Raw genomic sequence first — 17,658 nt, 5'->3', positions numbered from 1 at the left:
GGCTGGGTATGTTTTTCAATGGTGAGGAGGGGGTGTGACTCCCTGTTTCCATGGCCTGAAAGATGCGGAGCGTGACGTTCACCTGGCATTCGGGAGTGAGTAGGCGCTTACTGTCATGCTATGCAAGGCTAAAACGGGCAATTATGTGCGTGAATCGCGAATGCGGCCTGCTGGTAAGTTCATACGGTCAGGTTTTTTTGTCTCTCGGTCTGCTCAGCGAGGAGCACGATGGCGAAACAGGATCGATCGGTGCGCACGCGGCAGAAGGTGCTGGAGGCGGCCGCGACCGTCTTCGACCGCCTGGGCTATCAGGCGACGACGGTCAGCGAGATCGCCGCGGAGGCCGGCACGACCAAGGGCGCGGTCTACTTCCACTTCAAGGGGAAGGAGGAACTGGCCCAGGTCATCCTCCGGAAGCAGCGGCAGGACACCGAGGCGGCCCTCGTGCCGCAGCCGATCAAGCTGCAGGAGATCGCGGACTCCGGCATGGTCCTCGCGGAGCGGCTGCGCACGGACTCCCTGGTGCGGGCGAGCATCCGGCTCAGCCTCGACCAGCAGGCCGGCGACCTGGACCGGGGCTCGGCCTTCCGCGACTGGTCCCGGTTCAACCTGGACATCCTCGAGGAGGCCGGACGCCAGGGCGAGCTGCTGCCCCACGTCGACCCCGCCGCCATCGCCGAGCTGTTCGTGGGCTCCTTCTCCGGCCTGCAGCACATGTCCCAGGTACTCGCCGACTACGCCGACCTGCCCCAACGGGTGTCGGTACTCCTCGGCGCCGTCCTGCCGAGCATCGCCGTGCCGGCGGTCCTGGGCGCGCTCGACTTCTGCCCGGAGCGGGGGCGGAACCTGATCGCCGCGTCGGAGCGTCCGGCCGCGTCCACGCCGGACGGGTGACCGGCGTGGGCCCCGGCCTCCCGGCCGGGTGCCGCACGGCGGCCGGCTCCCGGGAAGAACGTGACGTAAGGATTACACCCGGGGGCTCTGGGCACCGGCGCGGGCCCACTACCCTTGAGGCGTGACTATTCGCCTGTACGACACCGACGCCCGGCAGATCCGTGACTTCGTCCCGCTCACAGCGGGTTGTGTCTCGATCTACCTCTGCGGCGCGACCGTCCAGGCCGCCCCGCACATCGGGCACATCAGGTCCGGACTGAACTTCGACATCATGCGCCGCTGGTTCGACCACCGCGGCTACGACGTGACGTTCATCCGGAATGTCACCGACATCGACGACAAGATCATTCAGAAGTCGGCCGAACAGGGCCGCCCCTGGTGGTCCATCGGCTACGAGAACGAGCGCGCGTTCAACGACGGCTACGACGCCCTGGGCTGCCTCCCGCCCACGTACGAGCCGCGCGCCACCGGGCACATCACCGAGATGGTCGAGATGATGCGCGGCCTGATCGAGCGCGGCCACGCCTACGAGGCCGACGGCAACGTCTACTTCGACGTGCGCTCGTACGAGGGATATCTCGAGCTCTCCAACCAGGACCTGGACGACCTGCGCCAGCCCTCGGGCGACAACGAGACCGGCAAGCGGGACAAGCGCGACTTCGCCATGTGGAAGGCGGCCAAGCCCGGGGAGCCCAGCTGGGAGACCCCGTGGGGCCGCGGCCGTCCCGGCTGGCACCTGGAGTGCTCCGCGATGGCGCACAAGTACCTCGGCAGCGCCTTCGACATCCACGGCGGCGGCATCGACCTGATCTTCCCGCACCACGAGAACGAGATCGCCCAGGCCAAGGCCTTCGGCGACGAGTTCGCGAAGTACTGGGTGCACAACGGCTGGGTCACCATGTCCGGCGAGAAGATGTCGAAGTCCCTCGGCAACTCCGTACTGGTCAGCGAGATGGTCAAGCGGTGGCGTCCCATCGTCCTGCGCTACTACCTCGGCACCCCGCACTACCGGTCCATGATCGAGTACAGCGAAGAGGCACTGCGCGAGGCCGAGTCCGCGTTCGCGCGGATCGAGGGCTTCATCCAGCGCGTCATCGAGAAGGCGGGGGCCGAGGTCGCCCCGGCCGCCGAGGTGCCGCCCGCGTTCGCCGAGGCCATGGACGACGACCTCGGGGTCCCGCAGGCGCTCGCGATCGTCCACACCACCGTCCGCCAGGGCAACTCGGCCCTCGCCGCCGACGACAAGGAAGCCGCCGTCGCCCGTCTCGCCGAGGTGCGCGCGATGCTCGGCGTCCTGGGCCTCGATCCGCTCGACCCGCACTGGGCCGGCGAGAGCGACCGCGGCGAGGACCTGCACGGCGTCGTCGACACCCTCGTACGACTCGTCCTCGACCAGCGCCAGTCGGCACGCGAGCGCAAGGACTGGCCCGCCGCCGACGCCATCCGGGACCAGCTCAACCAGTCCGGCCTCGTCATCGAGGACAGCCCGAACGGACCCCGGTGGACCCTCGGCCCGCGCTGAGTGGACCGCCATCGCACCATGCGTGAACAGCGCAAATGTGCCGCCCGGCCGTCCGGGCGGCACACTTTCACTTGACGACGTTTTTCTGAAGCAACGAAACAGGTAGGTCATGGCCGGGAACAGCCAGCGCAGGAACCGCCGCACGTCCAACAAGAAGGGCATGCAGGTCGGCAGCGGTGGCCAGCGACGCCGTGGTCTCGAAGGCAAGGGACCCACGCCGCCCGCCTCCGTCCGCAAGGGACACAAGAAGAACCGGGTGGCGAACGCCCAGGCCAAGCAGGCAGCGGCGCGCCGCCCCGCTCCGCGCCGCGGCGGCGCCAAGGGCACGTCGGAGATGGTCGTCGGCCGCAACCCGGTCTTCGAGGCCCTGCGCGACGGCGTCCCGGCGACCACCCTCTACGTCCAGCAGTACATCGACAACGACGAGCGGGTCCGCGAGGCCCTCCAGCTCGCCGGCGAGCGCGGCAACATCAACCTGATGGAGGCCCCGCGCCCCGAGCTCGACCGTATGACGAACGGCCTGAACCACCAGGGCCTCGTCCTCCAGGTCCCGCCCTACGAGTACGCGCACCCGGAGGACCTCACCTCCGCCGCGTACGACAACAACGAGGACCCGCTGATCGTCGCGCTCGACGGCGTCACCGATCCCCGCAACCTGGGTGCGATCGTCCGCTCCGTCTCGGCCTTCGGCGGCCACGGGGTCGTCGTCCCCGAGCGCCGGGCGGCCGGCATGACGGCAGGCGCCTGGAAGTCGTCGGCCGGCACCGCGGCCCGCACCCCGGTCTCCCGGGTCACCAACCTCACCCGCGCCCTGGAGGGGTACCAGAAGGCGGGCCTCACCGTCGTGGGCCTCGCCGCCGACGGTGAGCACACGGTCGAGGACCTGGAGGCCCTCGCCGGTCCCGTCGTCATCGTCATCGGCAGCGAGGGCAAGGGCCTCGGCCGCCTCGTCGGCGAGACCTGCGACTACCGGGTCCGCATCTCCATGCCGGGCGGCGCCGAGTCCCTGAACGCCGGGGTCGCCGCAGGCATCGTCCTCTACGAGGTGGCCCGCCGCCGGGCATGATCCGCCCCTTCCGGGCCCGCCGGCACCGCCGCGGGCCCGGGCGGCGTACGCGGGCCGTCCACGCGCAACGGCCCGGACGACGCAGCCGGCCCGCCCGGATCCCCGGGTCGTCACGGACTGTTGACGGGTCTCGGACACTCCGACGCGTCAAGGCAGTGTCCTAATCACACATCACTCGGTTAGATGAGTGTGGACACCAGAACGCCTCGGTTCGACGAACAACCCGCCCTGAGCATGACGAAGGTGGACAGCGACCCCGCCCAGGTCATCGTCAGCCACGCCAGCTTCCGGGTGCAGCTCGCCCCGGGCCAGCGCACCCGTCTGCGCGGAGCGGCGGGACCCGCCGGACAGGCCAGGATCCCTGCCATGGGCGGCGCGGGCGGCCGCAGGCGGGCTCCCGTCGTCTGGAGCGGCAGGTCGGAGCCCGGCGACCCCGGAGCGACCGGCCTCCTGCAGGCCGTGCGCAACTCCACCGCAGGCCACCTCGGCGCCGGCACCGGTGGGGACTTCGGCGCGGGGTACGACGACACGGGCGGCGGCACCCAGGTCATCCCGCTCATCGAGGAGACCCAGCCGAACCCCGTGGTGATCGCCCCCCGGGCGGGCAGCGGCCGGACCGGTCCGCTCCTGCCCCCCATGCGGCAGGCCGTCGGCGCCTACGACACCGTCGGGACGGCACCCGACGCCACGTACGTCCGGCGACCCGACGACCTCGGGCACGACGACCTCGGGCACGACGACTTCGGGCACGACGACGCAGGTCACGACGACGCAGGTCACGACGGCACCGCGACCGACGATCGACGCCAGGGCGCCGACGACGTCCGGCACGCCTACTACCCCGGACGCCGCATGAATCTCGGCGTCGTCCTCCTGCCGCTGCGCGTCTTCCTCGGCTTCATCTCCATCTACGCCGGCATGGGCAAGCTCTGCGACCCCGTCTACTTCGACGGCGGCCACCGCGGCTCCATGGTCAAGTGGCTGAACTCCATGCACCCCTGGGCCGTCGCCGAACCGCTGCGCGACTTCGCACTCGCCCACCCCGTCGGATCCGGACTCGCCGTCGCCTTCCTCCAGGTCGTCGCCGGCGTCCTCACCGTCCTCGGTCTCTGGCAGCGCGTCGCCGCGGCCTTCGGGGCCCTGCTCTCCGCCGCTCTCCTCGTCACGGTCAGCTGGCGCAGCGTCGCCGCCTACGACGCACCCGACATCATCTTCCTGGCCGCCTGGAGTCCCCTCGTCATCGCGGGCGCCCCCGTCTACTCCCTCGACGGGCGCCTCGCCGGAGAGGCGTGGCGCACGCTCGGCCCGCGCTCCGAGATCTGGGACCTGCGCCGCCGCGTCCTGCGCCGTGGCGCCGTGGTGGCGACCGTCGTCGTCGGCCTGACCCTGCTGATCGGCTCCATGCTCGGCGGGGCCGTCCGCTCCACCGAGGTCGTCACCGTGCCCGGCCCCGACGGCAACCCCACCAACCAACTGCCCGGCTCCCCGCTCCCCGACGAGACCCCCGGCAAGCGGGAGCCCTCCCGTACCCCCGTGGAGGGCCGGCCCGAGACGGGTCCGTCCAGCGCCCCCGGCACCCCGTCGGCCGAGGAGTCCACCCCGGCGGGCGACTCCGTCCGCGAGTCGGGCCAGGCCACGGGAGCGAGCACCGGACAGCCCAGCCAGACCCAGGGCACCGGCCGGCAGACCCCGCAGGAGACGACCCCGCAGGAACCCCCGGCCACCAGCAGCTCGGGGCCGACCTCCTCGGGCGGCACCAGCTCCGGCGGCACCACCGGTGGCGGCGGCTCGGACAGCGGCGGCTCGGACGGTGGAGGCTCCACCGGGGGCGCCGGCCAGAACCCCATCGGCGGCCTGCTCGGCTGACACCCGAGGGTCCCCGCCGCACGGGCGGGGGCCCGCCTCGCCTGTACTCCGGGGGTGGGTGGGCCACGTCCCACCCCGCCCGCTCGACGGCGGGTGCGGCCATGCCCCATCCACACCGCGAGGGCGGTCACCGGACACCCGGTGACCGCCCTCGCGCACATCCGCCCCGCTGTCTCAGCCGCCCGGCCGGGAGCCCAGCTCCTTCGCCGCCTCCGTCAGGTCCTTCGCCGTGTCGATGGCCCGCCAGTACGCCCCGTGGGGCAGCGGGAACCCGGCCAGCCGGCGTTCCCGGGCCAGCCGGGGGAACGTCGTCCGCTCATGGTCACCGAGGTCCGGCAGCATGGCCGTGAAGGCGGGCGCGAAGACGTACACCCCCGCGTTGATCAGATAGGGCGACGGAGGCGACTCGATGAAGTCGGTGATGTGCCCGAACGCGTCCGTCTCCACCGCCCCCCACGGAATGCGCGGACGGGCCAGGGCCAGCGTCGCGACGGCGTCCCGCTCGGCGTGGAACGAGGCCATCTCCCGCAGCGAGAAGCGGGTCCAGATGTCGCCGTTCGTCGCGTACCACGGCTGTGACGCGTCGGGCAGCCGTGCCGCGGCATGCTTCAGACCGCCACCGCGGCCCAGGGGCTCGGTCTCGACGACGGTCGTGACGCGCAACGGAAGTACGGCCGATGCCAGCCACTCCTGCAGCACATCGGCGAGATGGCCGCACGAGACCACGGCGTCGGTGACGCCCTCGGCGGCCAGCCAGGAAAGCTGATGGCCGATGATCGGGGTCCCGGTGCCCGGGATCTCGACCATCGGCTTGGGACGGTCATCGGTGTACGGGCGCAGCCGCGAACCCTGACCACCCGCCAGGATCACGGCCTGCGTCGGAAACGTATGCATGCGAGGCACGATATGCCGTGCCCGCGCACACCCCGCTCAGCTGAACTGTGCGACGCCCGAGGCGAACGACGTGTCGCACACGGGGCGGGAGAAACGGTGCGCACGCGTCGGACCGTACTGATCGACGGCGGCCTTGCCCAGCGCCTTGGCGATCGACATGCAGTGCTTCGCCAGCGACGGCCGGGCCTCCACCGTGCGCTGGAGGTGCGTCAGCGCGACACCCGGGTCCTCCTCCCGGAGCTCCAGGAGGAGCTTGTCGCGCAGGACGTCCTGCGGCGCGCGTGCCTTGGCACGCTTGGACAAGGTCTCGGAGGCGGCGGTCAGCAGCTGGGTCTCGGTGTCCTGCCCAGACCACTGCACGCGGGTGACCGCGAGGGTCCCGGACAGGACCATGACGACGGGCAGTACGAGAGCGAGGGTTCGGCCGATTCGGCGCGCGGTGTGGGTCACGCAGGCGAGCGTAGCGGTCGGTGATGGCGCGACGACAGTTCGTCACCCTTGCGAGGGATGGTTCGACCGGGTCTTTCGAATCCCCTGTTGACGCGCAGGGGCGAATCGACCGATGTGCCAGGGTATTCGGCACGTCACCGCTCCGAAACCCCCTCGAGCCCGCGCCACGCGAACGGCCCCGCCTCCCTGACGGGAAGGCGGGGCCGAGGCGGAACGGGCGGACGGTCAGTCGGTCAGGCGCTCGCCGGTCGACGTCGCGAAGACGTGCAGCTCCTCCGGGCGCGGCACGACGTGCAGCTCGGTGCCCTTCTCGGGGACGGCACGGCCGCCGACGCGGACGACCAGGTCCTTGTGCTCGCCACCGACCTGCGCGGCACCGTAGACGAAACCGTCGGCGCCGAGCTCCTCGACGACGTTGACGGAGACGGCCAGGCCGGCCGGGGCGTCGGCCGAGCCCTTGGAGAGGCCCTGCGCGGCGGCGCCGCCGTGCTCGACGATGTCGAAGTGCTCGGGGCGGATGCCGACCGTGACGGTGCGGTCGCCGCGGTCGGCGGCGGCGGAGAGTGCCGCACGGGAGACCGGGACGACGCTGTTGCCGAACTTCACGCCGCCGTCGGTGATCGGGACCTCGACGAGGTTCATCGCCGGGGAGCCGATGAAGCCGGCCACGAAGAGGTTCGCCGGGCGGTCGTACATGTTGCGCGGCGAGTCGACCTGCTGGAGCAGACCGTCCTTGAGGACCGCGACCCGGTCACCCATGGTGAGGGCCTCGACCTGGTCGTGGGTGACGTACACGGTGGTGATGCCGAGGCGGCGCTGCAGGGAGGCGATCTGCGTACGCGTCGACACACGGAGCTTGGCGTCGAGGTTCGACAGCGGCTCGTCCATGAGGAAGACCTGCGGCTCACGCACGATGGCACGGCCCATCGCCACACGCTGGCGCTGACCACCGGAGAGCGCCTTCGGCTTGCGGTCCAGGTAGTCGGAGAGGTCCAGCATCTTGGCGGCCTCTTCGACCTTCGCCCGGATCTCCGTCTTGTTGATCCCGGCGATCTTGAGCGCGAAGCCCATGTTGTCCGCGACGGTCATGTGCGGGTAGAGCGCGTAGTTCTGGAACACCATGGCGATGTCCCGGTCCTTCGGGGGCAGGTGCGTGACGTCGCGGTCACCGATGCGGATCGCACCGCCGTTGACGTCCTCGAGACCCGCGAGCATGCGCAGGGAGGTCGACTTGCCACAACCGGAAGGACCGACGAGGACGAGGAACTCGCCGTCCTCGATGTCGATCTCGAGCTGGTCCACAGCCGGCTTCGTGGAGCCGGGGTAGACGCGGGACGCCTTGTCGAACGTGACACTGGCCATGACGGTTCTTCTCCTCCACCGGCAGGAACGTGCCGGACGATCCGAGTAAGGGAGCGGGTGGTCCACTGGAGTGAACCTGCAGTGACGCTACCTGGCGTTCTGGGATCTGTCAGTAGCCCTGGGTCACGAATATCGTGCTGGTGCAGGGCTCCGGGTTGGTTAGACTGCTCCGGCACGCCTCCTTAGCTCAGTCCGGCCAGAGCAACGCACTTGTAATGCGTAGGTCGTCGGTTCGAATCCGACAGGGGGCTCAGGAAAACCCCAGGTCAGACAATTCTGACCTGGGGTTTTGCGTTGCTCGTCGGGGCAGTGGGCGGCATCGGGGTGTCAGTGCCGCCCCGCCACCCGGTTCGCGAGTTGGGCCAGGGTGTCCGTGCCCGGGGCCGGGGACGTGGTCTCGCGGCGGTCGGCGGTGCGGTACGCCGCGTACAGGGCGTGGACGCCGAGCCAGCGAAGGGGTTCGTGTTCCCAGCGGCGGACCTTGTGGTTGACCCAGGGCAGGGTGGTCAGGTCGGTGGAGCCGGCCTGGCCGGAGTCCTGCTGGATGAGGTCGCGCAGGGTGCGGGCGGCGAGGTTGGAGGTGGCCACGCCGGAGCCGACGTAGCCGCCGGCCCAGCCGAGGCCGGTGGAGCGGTCCAGGGTGACGGTGGCGCACCAGTCGCGCGGGACGCCGAGTACGCCGGACCAGGCGTGGTCGATGCGGGTGCCCGCGGTGGTGGGGAAGAAGCGGACGAGCAGGTCGCGCAGGGCGTCGATGGTGGCGGGCCGGGTGCGGCCGTCGTTGTCGGTGCCGGAGCCGTAGCGGTAGGGGGCGCCCCGGCCGCCGAGGGCGATGCGGTCGTCGGCGGTGCGCTGGGCGTACATGTAGGCGTGGGCCATGTCGCCGAGGGTCTCGCGGCCGTCCCAGCCGATGGTGTCCCAGAGCTCCTGGGGGAGGGGCTCGGTGACGATCATGGAGGAGTTCATGGGGAGCCACGTGCGCTTCTGGCCCTTGAGGTTCGCGGTGAAGCCCTCGGTGCAGCGCAGGACGTAGGGGGCCCGGACGGTGCCGTACGGGGTGATGGCGTGCTTGGGCCTGATCTCGGTGACGGGTGTCGACTCGTGGATCGTGACGCCGAGCGCTTCGACGGTGTCGGCGAGGCCCTTGACCAGTTTCGCGGGGTGCAGGCGCGCCCCGTGCGGGGTCCAGCTGGAGCCGACGGCTCCGGTGACGCGGACGCGCTCGGCGGTCTCGCGGGCGCCCCGCAGGACGCGGCCGGTCTCGCCGAAGGCGATCTCCACGCTGTGGAAGTCCTTGAGGCGGGCGAGCTGCGCCGGGTTGCGGGCTATCTCCAGGACGCCACCGTGGTGGACGTCGGCGTCGATCCTCTCCTCGCCGGCGACGCGGATGACTTCGCCGACGGTGTCGTTCATGGCCTGCTGGAGGCGGACGGCGGCGTCGTGGCCGTGCAGCCGGGCGTATCGGTCGCGGCCGGCTATGCCGTTGTAGAGCCAGCCGCCGTTGCGGCCGGAGGCGCCGTAGCCGCAGAACGCGGCCTCCAGGACGGTGATGTTGAGGAAGGGGACGGCCTTCTTGAGGTAGTACGCCGTCCAGAGTCCGGTGTAGCCGCCGCCGACGATGCAGACGTCGGCGGTGGTGTCGCCGGGCAGGGGTTCGCGGGGGAGCGGGGTGCCCCCCTGTGCGTACCAGAACGAAATGCCGCCGTTGACGGTACTGACGGTGCTCATGAGTTCCCTGCTTGTCCGTGTGCAGCCGAGTCGCTGAGGGGACGTTACTGCGCGGCCGGGGGTCACGTCGTGCGGGGCCCGTACGCTCGCGATGTGATCGAGGTTCCTGAGGAGTTGGCCGCCAGCCGGTCCGCCTGCGACGGGGAGCGGGGACGGGCGTTCGTCGCCGCGTTGCCGGGTCTGGCGGAGAGGTACCTGGAGGAGTGGGGGCTGCGGCGGGACGGGGCCGCGATGTGGGGGATGTGCGCGTTGGTGCTTCCGGTGGTGCGGGAGGCGGACGGGCGGCGGGGTGCGCTGAAGCTGCAGGCGGTGGACGAGGAGACGGCGGGCGAGCCGGTCGCGCTGCGAGCCTGGGGTGAGGCGGGGGCCGGGGCCGTCGAGTTGCTGGGGCACGACGCCGCGACGGGGGCGATGCTGCTGGAACGGCTGGACGAGCGGCGGCCGTTGACCGGGGTGGAGGACGCGCGGGAGGCGGTGCGGGTACTGGCCGGGGTGTTGGCCCGGCTGGTGTCCGTACCGGCTCCGGTGGGCCTGCGGCGGTTGGGCGACGCGGCGGCGCGGATGCTGCGGGAGGCTCCCGGGGCGGTGGAGGCGCTGGTGGACGAGTCCGAGCGGCGGTTGCTCCTGGACTGTGCGGGGGCGGTGCGGGAGGTCGCGGCGGAGCCGGGGGACCGGTTGCTGCACTGGGATCTGCACTACGGCAACGTCCTGGCCGGGCGTGCGGAGGAGGGCCGGGCCGGTGCATGGGTGGCGCTGGATCCGAAGCCGCTGGCCGGGGACCCGGGGTTCGAGTTGTTCCCGGCCCTGGACAGCCGGTTCGACGTGACCGAGATGTGGTGGCGGTTCGATCTGCTGACGGACGTGCTGGATCTGGACCGGGAGCGGGCGCGGGCCTGGACGCTGGGGCGGGTGCTGCAGAACGGGCTGTGGGGGATCAGGGGCGGGGCGCTGCGGCTGCCGGCGGACCATGCGGAGATCGCGCGGCGGCTGCTGGGGCGGAACTGAGGGGCGGGCGTGTGGCCTGCGCGTTTAGGCTGCGCCCATGATTCGTGTCGCTACTGCCGCAGATGTTCCTCTCATACATGCCATGGTCCGGGAGCTGGCCGATTACGAGAAGGCGCTCCATGAGGCGAACGCCACCGAGGAGCAGCTGCGTGAGGCGTTGTTCGGGGAGAGGCCCGCGGCGTACGCGCATGTCGCGGTGTCGGACGAGGACGGTGAGGTGGTCGGGTTCGCCTTGTGGTTCCTCAACTTCTCGACGTGGCGCGGGGTGCACGGTGTGTATCTGGAGGATCTGTACGTACGTCCGGAGCGACGTGGCGGTGGCTACGGGAAGGCGCTGCTGAGCGAGTTGGCGCGGGTCTGCGTGGAGCGGGGCTACGGGCGCCTGGAGTGGTCGGTGCTGAACTGGAATGCCCCGTCCATCGCGTTCTACGAGTCCTTGGGGGCGCGGCCGCAGGACGGGTGGACGGTGTACCGGCTCACGGACGGGGCGTTGGCCGGGCTCGGGGGCCGTTGAGCCGTGGTCCGGAGGTGAGGTGGCCGTGCCCCGGGTGCCGGGGGCGCGATGTCGGCCCCGGGTCGGCCGGCAGGTCGTCCCGCCCTCGGATCTGATGTGCGCTCGAGGCCGGGTCCCCGGGTCCGGTGGGCTGCGGTGCCGTGCCGAGGTGTTGTCGGTGGCGTCCGGCACGATGGGGGTATGGCAGGCAGAGGCAGCACAGGTCGCAGGGGCGCGCGGGCGGACGGGAAGGGTGCGGTGGTGGCGGCGCGGCGGCCGGAGGTCCGGTTGCCGCCGCTCGTCGCGTACGAGGGGGAGGGGCTCGAGCCGGACGGGGACTACGACGGCGTGCGGTTCGAGGAGGTGGATCTCGCGGACGCGTCGGGGCCGGGTGCGCGCTTCATGGACTGTGAGCTGCGGGGCTGTGTCCTGGACCGGGCGGAGCTGGTGCGGGCCCGGTTCGTCGACTCGGTGCTGACCGGTGTCCGCGGTGTGGGCACGGACCTGGCTGAGGCGTCGCTGCGGGACGTGGAGATCGTGGACGCGCGGCTGGGCGGGGCGCAGCTGCACGGTGCGGTGCTGGAGCGGGTGCTCGTGCGCGGCGGGAAGATCGACTATCTCAACCTGCGCAGGGCGCGGCTCAAGGATGTCGTGTTCGAGGGCTGTGTGCTGTCCGAGGCGGATTTCGGGGACGCACAGCTGGTGCGGGTGGAGTTCCGTGACTGTGTGCTGAGGCGGGCCGATTTCAGCGCTGCCCGGATGGAGTCGGTGGATCTGCGGGCGGTCGCCGAGCTCGACATCGCGCGGGGGGTGGAGCGGTTGGCGGGGGCGGTGATCAGCCCGTCGCAGCTGATGGAGCTGGCTCCGGCGTTCGCGGCGCAGATCGGGGTGCGGGTGGAGGCGTGAGGCCTCGGTGCCGGGTGCCGGGGGGTTTCACAGGCGGGGGAATCGGGCCTGCAGGTCCCAGATGACCGGGTTGTCGGCGAGGCCTTCGTGCATGTCGGCCAGGTCGGCGATCAGGTCGTGGAGGAAGTCGCGGGCCTCGCGGCGCAGCAGGGAGTGGCTGAAGGTGAGCGGGGGCTCGTCGCCGGGCATCCAGTCGGCCTCGACGTCCACCCAGCCGAAGCGGCGCTCGAAGAGCATGCGGTCGGACGATTCGGTGAAGTCCAGTTCGGCGTACTGCTGCCGGTGGGAGCGGTTGCCCCGGGGGTCCCGGTCGATCTGTTCCACGATGTCGCAGAGTGCCCAGGCGAAATCCAGCACGGGGACCCATCCCCAGGCTGTGGATACTTCTCGGTCCGCCTTGGTGTCGGCGAGGTAGACGTCCCCGGAGAACAGGTCGTGCCGCAGGGCGTGGACGTCCGCGCGGCGGTAGTCGGTCTGCGGGGGGTCCGGGAAGCGCCGGGAGAGGGAGTAGCCGATGTCGAGCACGCTCCGATGGTGTCATGCCCGGGGGCCGGTCCCGTTCCGCCGGCCGGCCCGGGTGGTCGGTCGTGACTGAGGGCCGGGCGTGACCGGGGGCCGGGCGTGACTGGGGGACGGGCGTGACCCGGGGCCGGGCGTGACTCGGGGCCGGTCCGGTCGCTACGGCCTCAGGGCAGGAGCCGCTGTTCCTTCGCGACGGACACCGCGCCCGCCCGGGTGTCGACGCCGAGCTTGTCGTAGATCCGGCCCAGGTGGGTCTTGACCGTGGCTTCGCTGATGAACAGGGCGCGGGCGATGTCCCGGTTGCCCAGTCCCCGGGAGAGCTGGCCCAGGATGTCGAGCTCGCGGTCGGTCAGGGTGGGCCGGGGTGTGCGCATCCGGGCCATGACGCGGTCGGCGACGGGCGGGGAGAGCGTCGTGCGGCCCTGGGCCGCCGCGCGGATCGCGGCGAAGAGCTCTTCGGGGCGCTCGGCTTTCAGCAGGTAACCGGTGGCACCGGCCTCGATCGCACGGGTGATGTCGGCGTCGGTGTCGTAGGTGGTCAGGACCAGGACGTGGACGGTCCCGGTGGCGGCGATGCGGCGGGTGGCCTCGACTCCGTCGATGCCCTTGCCCAACTGGAGGTCCATCAGGACGACGTCGGGTGCGAGCCGGGTGGCGAGGGCGACGGCTTCCTCGCCGCTGCCGGCTTCGCCGACGACCTCGATGTCCGGTTCGCTGCCGATGAGCGCGAGCAGTCCGGCGCGTACGACGGCGTGGTCGTCGCAGAGCAGGATGCGTACGGGCGCGGTCATGTGCGGTCCTCCGGAAGGGGTGCGGCGGGGCTGAGGGGTGCGGCGGGGCTGAGGGGGACGGCGGCCGAGAGGACCGTTCCCTCGCCGGGATCCGACTCGACGGTGAGGGTGCCGCCGAGCTGCTGGACCCGGGCCCGTATGGCGGGCAGGCCGTGGCCGCGTACGCCTCCGGGCGGGCGGGGCTCCGGACGGGCGGCGTCGAAGCCACGGCCGTTGTCGGCGATGTCGAGAACGACGCGGTCGTCGAGGTGGGTCAGGGTGAGCGCCGCGGCCGTCGCGTGCGCGTGTTCCTTCACGTTCGCCAGGGCGCCCTGGGCGATGCGCAGCAGGGCCGACTGCACCCGGTCCGGCAGTGCGGTGGCCGGGGTGCCCTCCACGTGGCAGCGGACCGCGGTCCGGCCGTGTGACTGGGCGGTCTCCCGTGCGGCGAGCGCGTACAGCGCGGCCTCCAGGCCGCCACCCTCCGCGAGGTCGGCCGGGGCGAGGTCGTGGACGAAGCGCCGGGCCTCGGCGAGGTTGCGTTCCGCGATGCTCCTGGCTGTCAGCACATGACGGCGGGCGAGTTCCGGATCGGCGTCCCAGGAGCGGTCGGCGGCCTGGAGCAGCATCTGCTGGCTCGAGAGGCCCTGCGCCAGGCTGTCGTGGATCTCCATGGCGAGCCTCTGGCGTTCGGCGAGGGTGCCTTCGCGCCGTTCGGTGGCGGCCAGTTCGCGCCGGGTGCGGAGCAGGTCGTCGATCAGCTCACGCCGGCGTGCGGCGAGGTCCCGCTGACGTGCGGCCTGGCGCTGCATGGAGACGAAGACCGCGGTCGCGAGGGCGGCGACGGCGGGCGGGGCCAGGAGGAGGTTCGGGTCGAAACCCTGAGCGAGCCGCAGTTGCGCGGTGACGACGAACACGGTGAGCAGAGAGACCAGGGCCAGGGCGGCGCGCAGCGGCAGGATGCGCAGACCGGTGTAGAAGAGGGGCACCGCGCACCAGGCGAAGCTAGGTGCGAGCAGGACGAGGACCATCCAGACGGCGACGAGGACGCCGAGCCAGGTGAGCCTGCGGGGGGCGGAGCGCGTGCCGAGCACGGGACCCACGGCGTGCAGGGCGGCCAGCGCGGCCGACAGGGCGATGATCCAGGGGGTTCGCGTCTCGCCGGGGTGACGCATCAGGAAGCGCGCGAGTGAGGCACCGAGCAGCAGGAAGAACGCGGCGTGCATGAGCAGGGCCGGCCACCGGGCCTCGGGGCCCGCGCCGATCTCCGTGCTGGCGCCCGGGTACGGCGCCGTATCCGTGCCTGTGCCCACGCCGCCGCCCGTGGCCACGTCGCTGCCGGCCACCCGGCCTGCGTCCGGGGGGCCGGGCGGCCCGGTTCGGTCCTGCACCTCGTACCTCGCGCTTCCTGCGGATGTCGTGCCCGCCCGGGGGCCCGGACAGCCACCCGGGACTTCGCGGCGCCCGGGGGCCTGTGCCCCGGGCGGTCCGGTCGACCGCTGCTGACCTGCGCGGACACCCCCATGGTGGCCCTGTCCCGACCTCCGCGCATCAACCGATCGGCCGATGGGGCCGTCAGCCGACGGGCGCGCGGCCTCCAGCCGGTACGCCGACGGTGCGGGCCCGGATCCGGCCTGAGGATCGACACGGAAGCGAGAACGGCTCGAGGCCGAGCCGCACCGATCGAGGAGCCCACCATGAAGAAGCTGTCGCCGCGCACCCGTGTCCTGACCGGTGCCGTCGCCGCCGCCGCACTGAGTGCCGGTACGTTCGGCGCGATGTCCGCGAACGCGTCCGCTCCGGCCGCCGCGCCCCCGGCCGCCGTCAAGGCGGACACCGCTGACCGGAATCTCCAGCAGTCCACCCACCTGACCGTGGCCGCCGCCACCAAGGCGGCGCAGGCCGCCCTGCATGCGGCACAGATGGAGAACCAGCGCGTCTCCGTGGCCGTCGTCGACCGCAACGGCAACACGGTGGTGACGCTGCGCGGCGACGGTGCCGGCCCGCAGGCCCCCGGGTCCGCCGTGCAGAAGGCGTACACCGCCGTCTCCTGGAACGCTCCCACCTCCGAGCTGGCGGGACGCCTGGAGAAGACTCCGAACCTGAAGGACATCCCGGGCACGCTCTTCCTGGCGGGCGGTACGCCCGTGCAGGTCAAGGGTGCCCCGGTGGCGGGCATCGGTGTGGCAGGGGCGCCGAGCGGTGACCTGGACGAGAAGTTCGCCGCGGCGGGCGTGGCGGCACTCGCCAGGTAGGCGCGCGGACGGACCCGGCGCGTGGGCGTACCCGGTGAGCGAGCGCGCACGGCACGTGGGTGTACCCGGGTGCACGACGCGGCGGGGGCGGACACACGCAGCCCCCGGCCGACGAGGTCGGCCGGGGGCTGCGCGGGACGAGCCGTTACGTCAGAGGTTGACGCCGAAGTCCTGGGCGATGCCGCGCAGGCCCGAGGCGTAGCCCTGGCCGACCGCGCGGAACTTCCACTCGGCGCCGTTGCGGTAGAGCTCGCCGAAGACCATGGCGGTCTCGGTGGCGGCGTCCTCGCTCAGGTCGTAGCGGGCGATCTCGGTGCCGCCGGCCTGGTTGATGATGCGGATGAAGGCGTTCCGCACCTGGCCGAAGTTCTGGCTGCGGGTCTCGGCGTCGTAGATGGAGACCGGGAACACGATCTTGTCGATGTCCGCCGGGAGGCCGGCCAGGTTGACGTTGATCTGCTCGTCGTCACCCTCGCCCTGGCCCGTGACGTTGTCACCGGTGTGGACGATGGTCTGGTCCGGCGTCGCCTTGTTGTTGAAGAAGACGAAGTGTCCGTCGGAGTAGACCTTGCCGGCGGTGTTGACCGCGATCGCCGAGGCGTCGAGGTCGAAGTCGGTGCCGGTGGTGGTGCGGACGTCCCAGCCGAGGCCGACCGTGACGGCGGTAAGGCCCGGTGCCTCCTTGGTGAGCGAGACGTTGCCGCCCTTGGACAGGCTTACTGCCATGGGAAGTCCCTTTCCTCGTCGTGTGCGGGCTTCGTGCCATCACGAAAGCTACCCGTCACCCGTCATAACGCAGGCGATGGACCACGAGGTTCCTGCTCCCTTTACTTTCTTTGCCGAACTTCTGGCCGAACGACCGCAAAAGAAGGTGACGAACGGCCCGTGGGCCAGGGACCATGGGTGTCATGTCCGGGCCCTATGTCATCCGCGGTGCGGTCTCCCTGCCGGAGGCCGAGCTCATGTGGCGTTTCTCGCGGTCCTCCGGGCCCGGCGGGCAGCACGTCAACACCAGCGACTCGCAGGTGGAGCTCCGCTTCGACCTCGCGGCGACCGAGGCGCTGCCCGAGGTCTGGAAGGCACGGGCCCTCGAACGACTGGCGGGCAAGCTGGTCGGCGGTGTCGTGGCCGTACGCGCCTCGGAGCACCGCTCCCAGTGGCGCAACCGTGAGACGGCCGCCGTGCGGCTCGCCGCGCTGCTGGCGGAGGCCACGGCCCCGCCGCCGAGGCCTCGCCTCAAGAAGAAGATTCCGCGGGGCATCAACGAACGCCGGCTGCGCGAGAAGAAGCAACGCGGCGACACGAAGCGCGGGCGCTCCGGCCGCGACTGGTGACGGCCCCGGCTCCCCGGGCAGCTCACCCCAGGCGCCGGTAGCGGCCCTTGAAGTACGCCAGGGGCTCGCCCTCCGCGCTGGGCAGTTCCGCCGTCAGCACCCGGCCGATCACCAGCGTGTGGTCACCGGCCAGGACGCGCTGCTCCGTACGGCACTCCAGCGTGGCCAGTGCCCCACCGATCAAGGGGGCGCCCGTGATCTCGCCCCGCACGTAGGGGACGTCCTCGAACAGCAGCCGGTCACTGATCCGGCCCTTCATGGCGAACCGTCCGGCGATCTGCCGCTGGCTCTCCGCCAGGACCGAAACCGCCCACAGGGGCTGCTCGGCCAGCAGGTCGTCCATCCGCGAGTCGTTGCGCAGGCTCACCATGACCAGCGGCGGGTCCAGGGAGACCGAGACGAAGGCGGTCGCGGTCATCCCGACGTCCTCGCCGCGGCCGTGCGCGTCGAGCGGTGGTTCCTGGGCGGTGATCAGCACCACGCCCGCGGCCAGACGGGCCAGGGCGGCGCGGAATTGGTCGTTGCTCACCCCTTCAGCATGGGGGACGGATTCGGGGCGCGGGGCGGCGGGAGTCTTCTGCAGCACACCGG

18 protein-coding genes and 1 tRNA gene are annotated in these 17,658 nt (G+C 71.6%); 10 read left to right on the top strand and 9 right to left on the bottom strand.

Features of this window, described 5'->3' with window-relative positions:
- Positions 1-228 precede the first annotated feature (228 nt).
- The 4 genes from QFZ58_RS16510 (at position 229) to QFZ58_RS16495 (ending at position 5,348) form a co-directional block, all read left to right on the top strand.
- Positions 229-894, top strand: coding sequence for a ScbR family autoregulator-binding transcription factor (locus QFZ58_RS16510; protein ID WP_307125677.1), 666 nt, complete (start codon positions 229-231; stop codon positions 892-894).
- Positions 895-1,015: 121 nt separating this feature from the next.
- Positions 1,016-2,416 (top strand): cysteine--tRNA ligase, encoded by a 1,401-nt coding sequence (gene cysS, locus QFZ58_RS16505; RefSeq protein ID WP_307125676.1) that lies wholly within the window; start codon positions 1,016-1,018, stop codon positions 2,414-2,416.
- A 109-nt stretch (positions 2,417-2,525) separates the two neighbouring features.
- Positions 2,526-3,482, top strand: a complete 957-nt coding sequence (gene rlmB, locus QFZ58_RS16500; protein WP_307125675.1) for a 23S rRNA (guanosine(2251)-2'-O)-methyltransferase RlmB — start codon at positions 2,526-2,528, stop codon at positions 3,480-3,482.
- A 183-nt stretch (positions 3,483-3,665) separates the two neighbouring features.
- Positions 3,666-5,348, top strand: a complete 1,683-nt coding sequence (locus QFZ58_RS16495) for a DoxX family protein (RefSeq protein ID WP_307125674.1) — start codon at positions 3,666-3,668, stop codon at positions 5,346-5,348.
- A gap of 174 nt (positions 5,349-5,522) precedes the next feature.
- Here the strand turns inward: QFZ58_RS16495 and QFZ58_RS16490 are convergent, their stop codons facing one another.
- From QFZ58_RS16490 to QFZ58_RS16480, 3 genes are all read right to left on the bottom strand, one after another.
- Positions 5,523-6,242, bottom strand: a complete 720-nt coding sequence (locus QFZ58_RS16490) for a nucleotidyltransferase family protein (protein WP_307125673.1) — start codon at positions 6,240-6,242, stop codon at positions 5,523-5,525.
- A 36-nt stretch (positions 6,243-6,278) separates the two neighbouring features.
- A complete protein-coding gene (locus QFZ58_RS16485; protein ID WP_307125672.1) occupies positions 6,279-6,692 on the bottom strand; it encodes a hypothetical protein in 414 nt (137 codons plus the stop codon).
- A gap of 225 nt (positions 6,693-6,917) precedes the next feature.
- Positions 6,918-8,054, bottom strand: a complete 1,137-nt coding sequence (locus tag QFZ58_RS16480; RefSeq protein WP_307125671.1) for an ABC transporter ATP-binding protein — start codon at positions 8,052-8,054, stop codon at positions 6,918-6,920.
- 176 nt (positions 8,055-8,230) lie between these two features.
- On the opposite strand from QFZ58_RS16480, the gene QFZ58_RS16475 reads away from it, so the two are divergent.
- Positions 8,231-8,305 (top strand) — tRNA-Thr (locus tag QFZ58_RS16475).
- A gap of 76 nt (positions 8,306-8,381) precedes the next feature.
- Here QFZ58_RS16475 and QFZ58_RS16470 read toward each other — a convergent pair.
- Positions 8,382-9,782 carry an FAD-binding oxidoreductase gene (locus QFZ58_RS16470; protein ID WP_307125670.1) on the bottom strand — a complete coding sequence of 467 codons (1,401 nt, stop codon included), beginning with the start codon at positions 9,780-9,782 and terminating at the stop codon, positions 8,382-8,384.
- Between the two features lie 69 nt (positions 9,783-9,851).
- On the opposite strand from QFZ58_RS16470, the gene QFZ58_RS16465 reads away from it, so the two are divergent.
- The 3 genes from QFZ58_RS16465 to QFZ58_RS16455 all read left to right on the top strand — a co-directional run bounded on the left by QFZ58_RS16465 (position 9,852) and on the right by QFZ58_RS16455 (position 12,186).
- On the top strand, positions 9,852-10,787 hold the full coding sequence (locus tag QFZ58_RS16465) for an aminoglycoside phosphotransferase family protein (RefSeq protein WP_373428558.1): 936 nt from the start codon (positions 9,852-9,854) through the stop codon (positions 10,785-10,787).
- Positions 10,788-10,824: 37 nt separating this feature from the next.
- Positions 10,825-11,301 carry a GNAT family N-acetyltransferase gene (locus QFZ58_RS16460; RefSeq protein WP_307125668.1) on the top strand — a complete coding sequence of 159 codons (477 nt, stop codon included), beginning with the start codon at positions 10,825-10,827 and terminating at the stop codon, positions 11,299-11,301.
- A 180-nt stretch (positions 11,302-11,481) separates the two neighbouring features.
- Positions 11,482-12,186: a pentapeptide repeat-containing protein gene (locus QFZ58_RS16455; RefSeq protein ID WP_307125667.1), complete on the top strand. Its 705-nt coding sequence runs from the start codon at positions 11,482-11,484 to the stop codon at positions 12,184-12,186.
- A gap of 27 nt (positions 12,187-12,213) precedes the next feature.
- Here QFZ58_RS16455 and QFZ58_RS16450 read toward each other — a convergent pair whose 3' ends face one another.
- From QFZ58_RS16450 to QFZ58_RS16440, 3 genes are all read right to left on the bottom strand, one after another.
- Positions 12,214-12,711, bottom strand: a complete 498-nt coding sequence (locus QFZ58_RS16450; protein WP_307125666.1) for a hypothetical protein — start codon at positions 12,709-12,711, stop codon at positions 12,214-12,216.
- A gap of 161 nt (positions 12,712-12,872) precedes the next feature.
- Positions 12,873-13,499 (bottom strand): response regulator transcription factor, encoded by a 627-nt coding sequence (locus QFZ58_RS16445; RefSeq protein WP_307125665.1) that lies wholly within the window; start codon positions 13,497-13,499, stop codon positions 12,873-12,875.
- A complete protein-coding gene (locus tag QFZ58_RS16440) occupies positions 13,496-14,791 on the bottom strand; it encodes a sensor histidine kinase (protein WP_307128893.1) in 1,296 nt (431 codons plus the stop codon). The genes QFZ58_RS16445 and QFZ58_RS16440 overlap by 4 nt, the downstream gene beginning before the upstream one ends.
- 384 nt (positions 14,792-15,175) lie before the next feature.
- Here QFZ58_RS16440 and QFZ58_RS16435 point away from each other — a divergent pair, with 384 nt between their 5' ends.
- On the top strand, positions 15,176-15,733 hold the full coding sequence (locus tag QFZ58_RS16435; RefSeq protein WP_307125664.1) for a heme-binding protein: 558 nt from the start codon (positions 15,176-15,178) through the stop codon (positions 15,731-15,733).
- A 150-nt stretch (positions 15,734-15,883) separates the two neighbouring features.
- Here QFZ58_RS16435 and QFZ58_RS16430 read toward each other — a convergent pair whose 3' ends face one another.
- Positions 15,884-16,459, bottom strand: a complete 576-nt coding sequence (locus QFZ58_RS16430; RefSeq protein ID WP_307125663.1) for a TerD family protein — start codon at positions 16,457-16,459, stop codon at positions 15,884-15,886.
- Between the two features lie 173 nt (positions 16,460-16,632).
- On the opposite strand from QFZ58_RS16430, the gene arfB reads away from it, so the two are divergent.
- Entirely contained in the window at positions 16,633-17,067 is a 435-nt protein-coding gene (gene arfB, locus QFZ58_RS16425) for an alternative ribosome rescue aminoacyl-tRNA hydrolase ArfB (RefSeq protein WP_307125662.1), read from the top strand.
- A 22-nt stretch (positions 17,068-17,089) separates the two neighbouring features.
- Here arfB and QFZ58_RS16420 read toward each other — a convergent pair whose 3' ends face one another.
- Complete coding sequence (locus QFZ58_RS16420) at positions 17,090-17,596, bottom strand: flavin reductase family protein (protein WP_307125661.1); 507 nt, start codon at positions 17,594-17,596, stop codon at positions 17,090-17,092.
- Between the last annotated feature and the right edge of the window lie 62 nt (positions 17,597-17,658).

The sequence above is a fragment of the Streptomyces sp. B1I3 genome (assembly GCF_030816615.1).
GTDB lineage: Bacteria > Actinomycetota > Actinomycetes > Streptomycetales > Streptomycetaceae > Streptomyces.
Note: the sequence above shows the minus strand (reverse complement) of the source record. Positions and strands in the feature narration are given on the sequence as shown.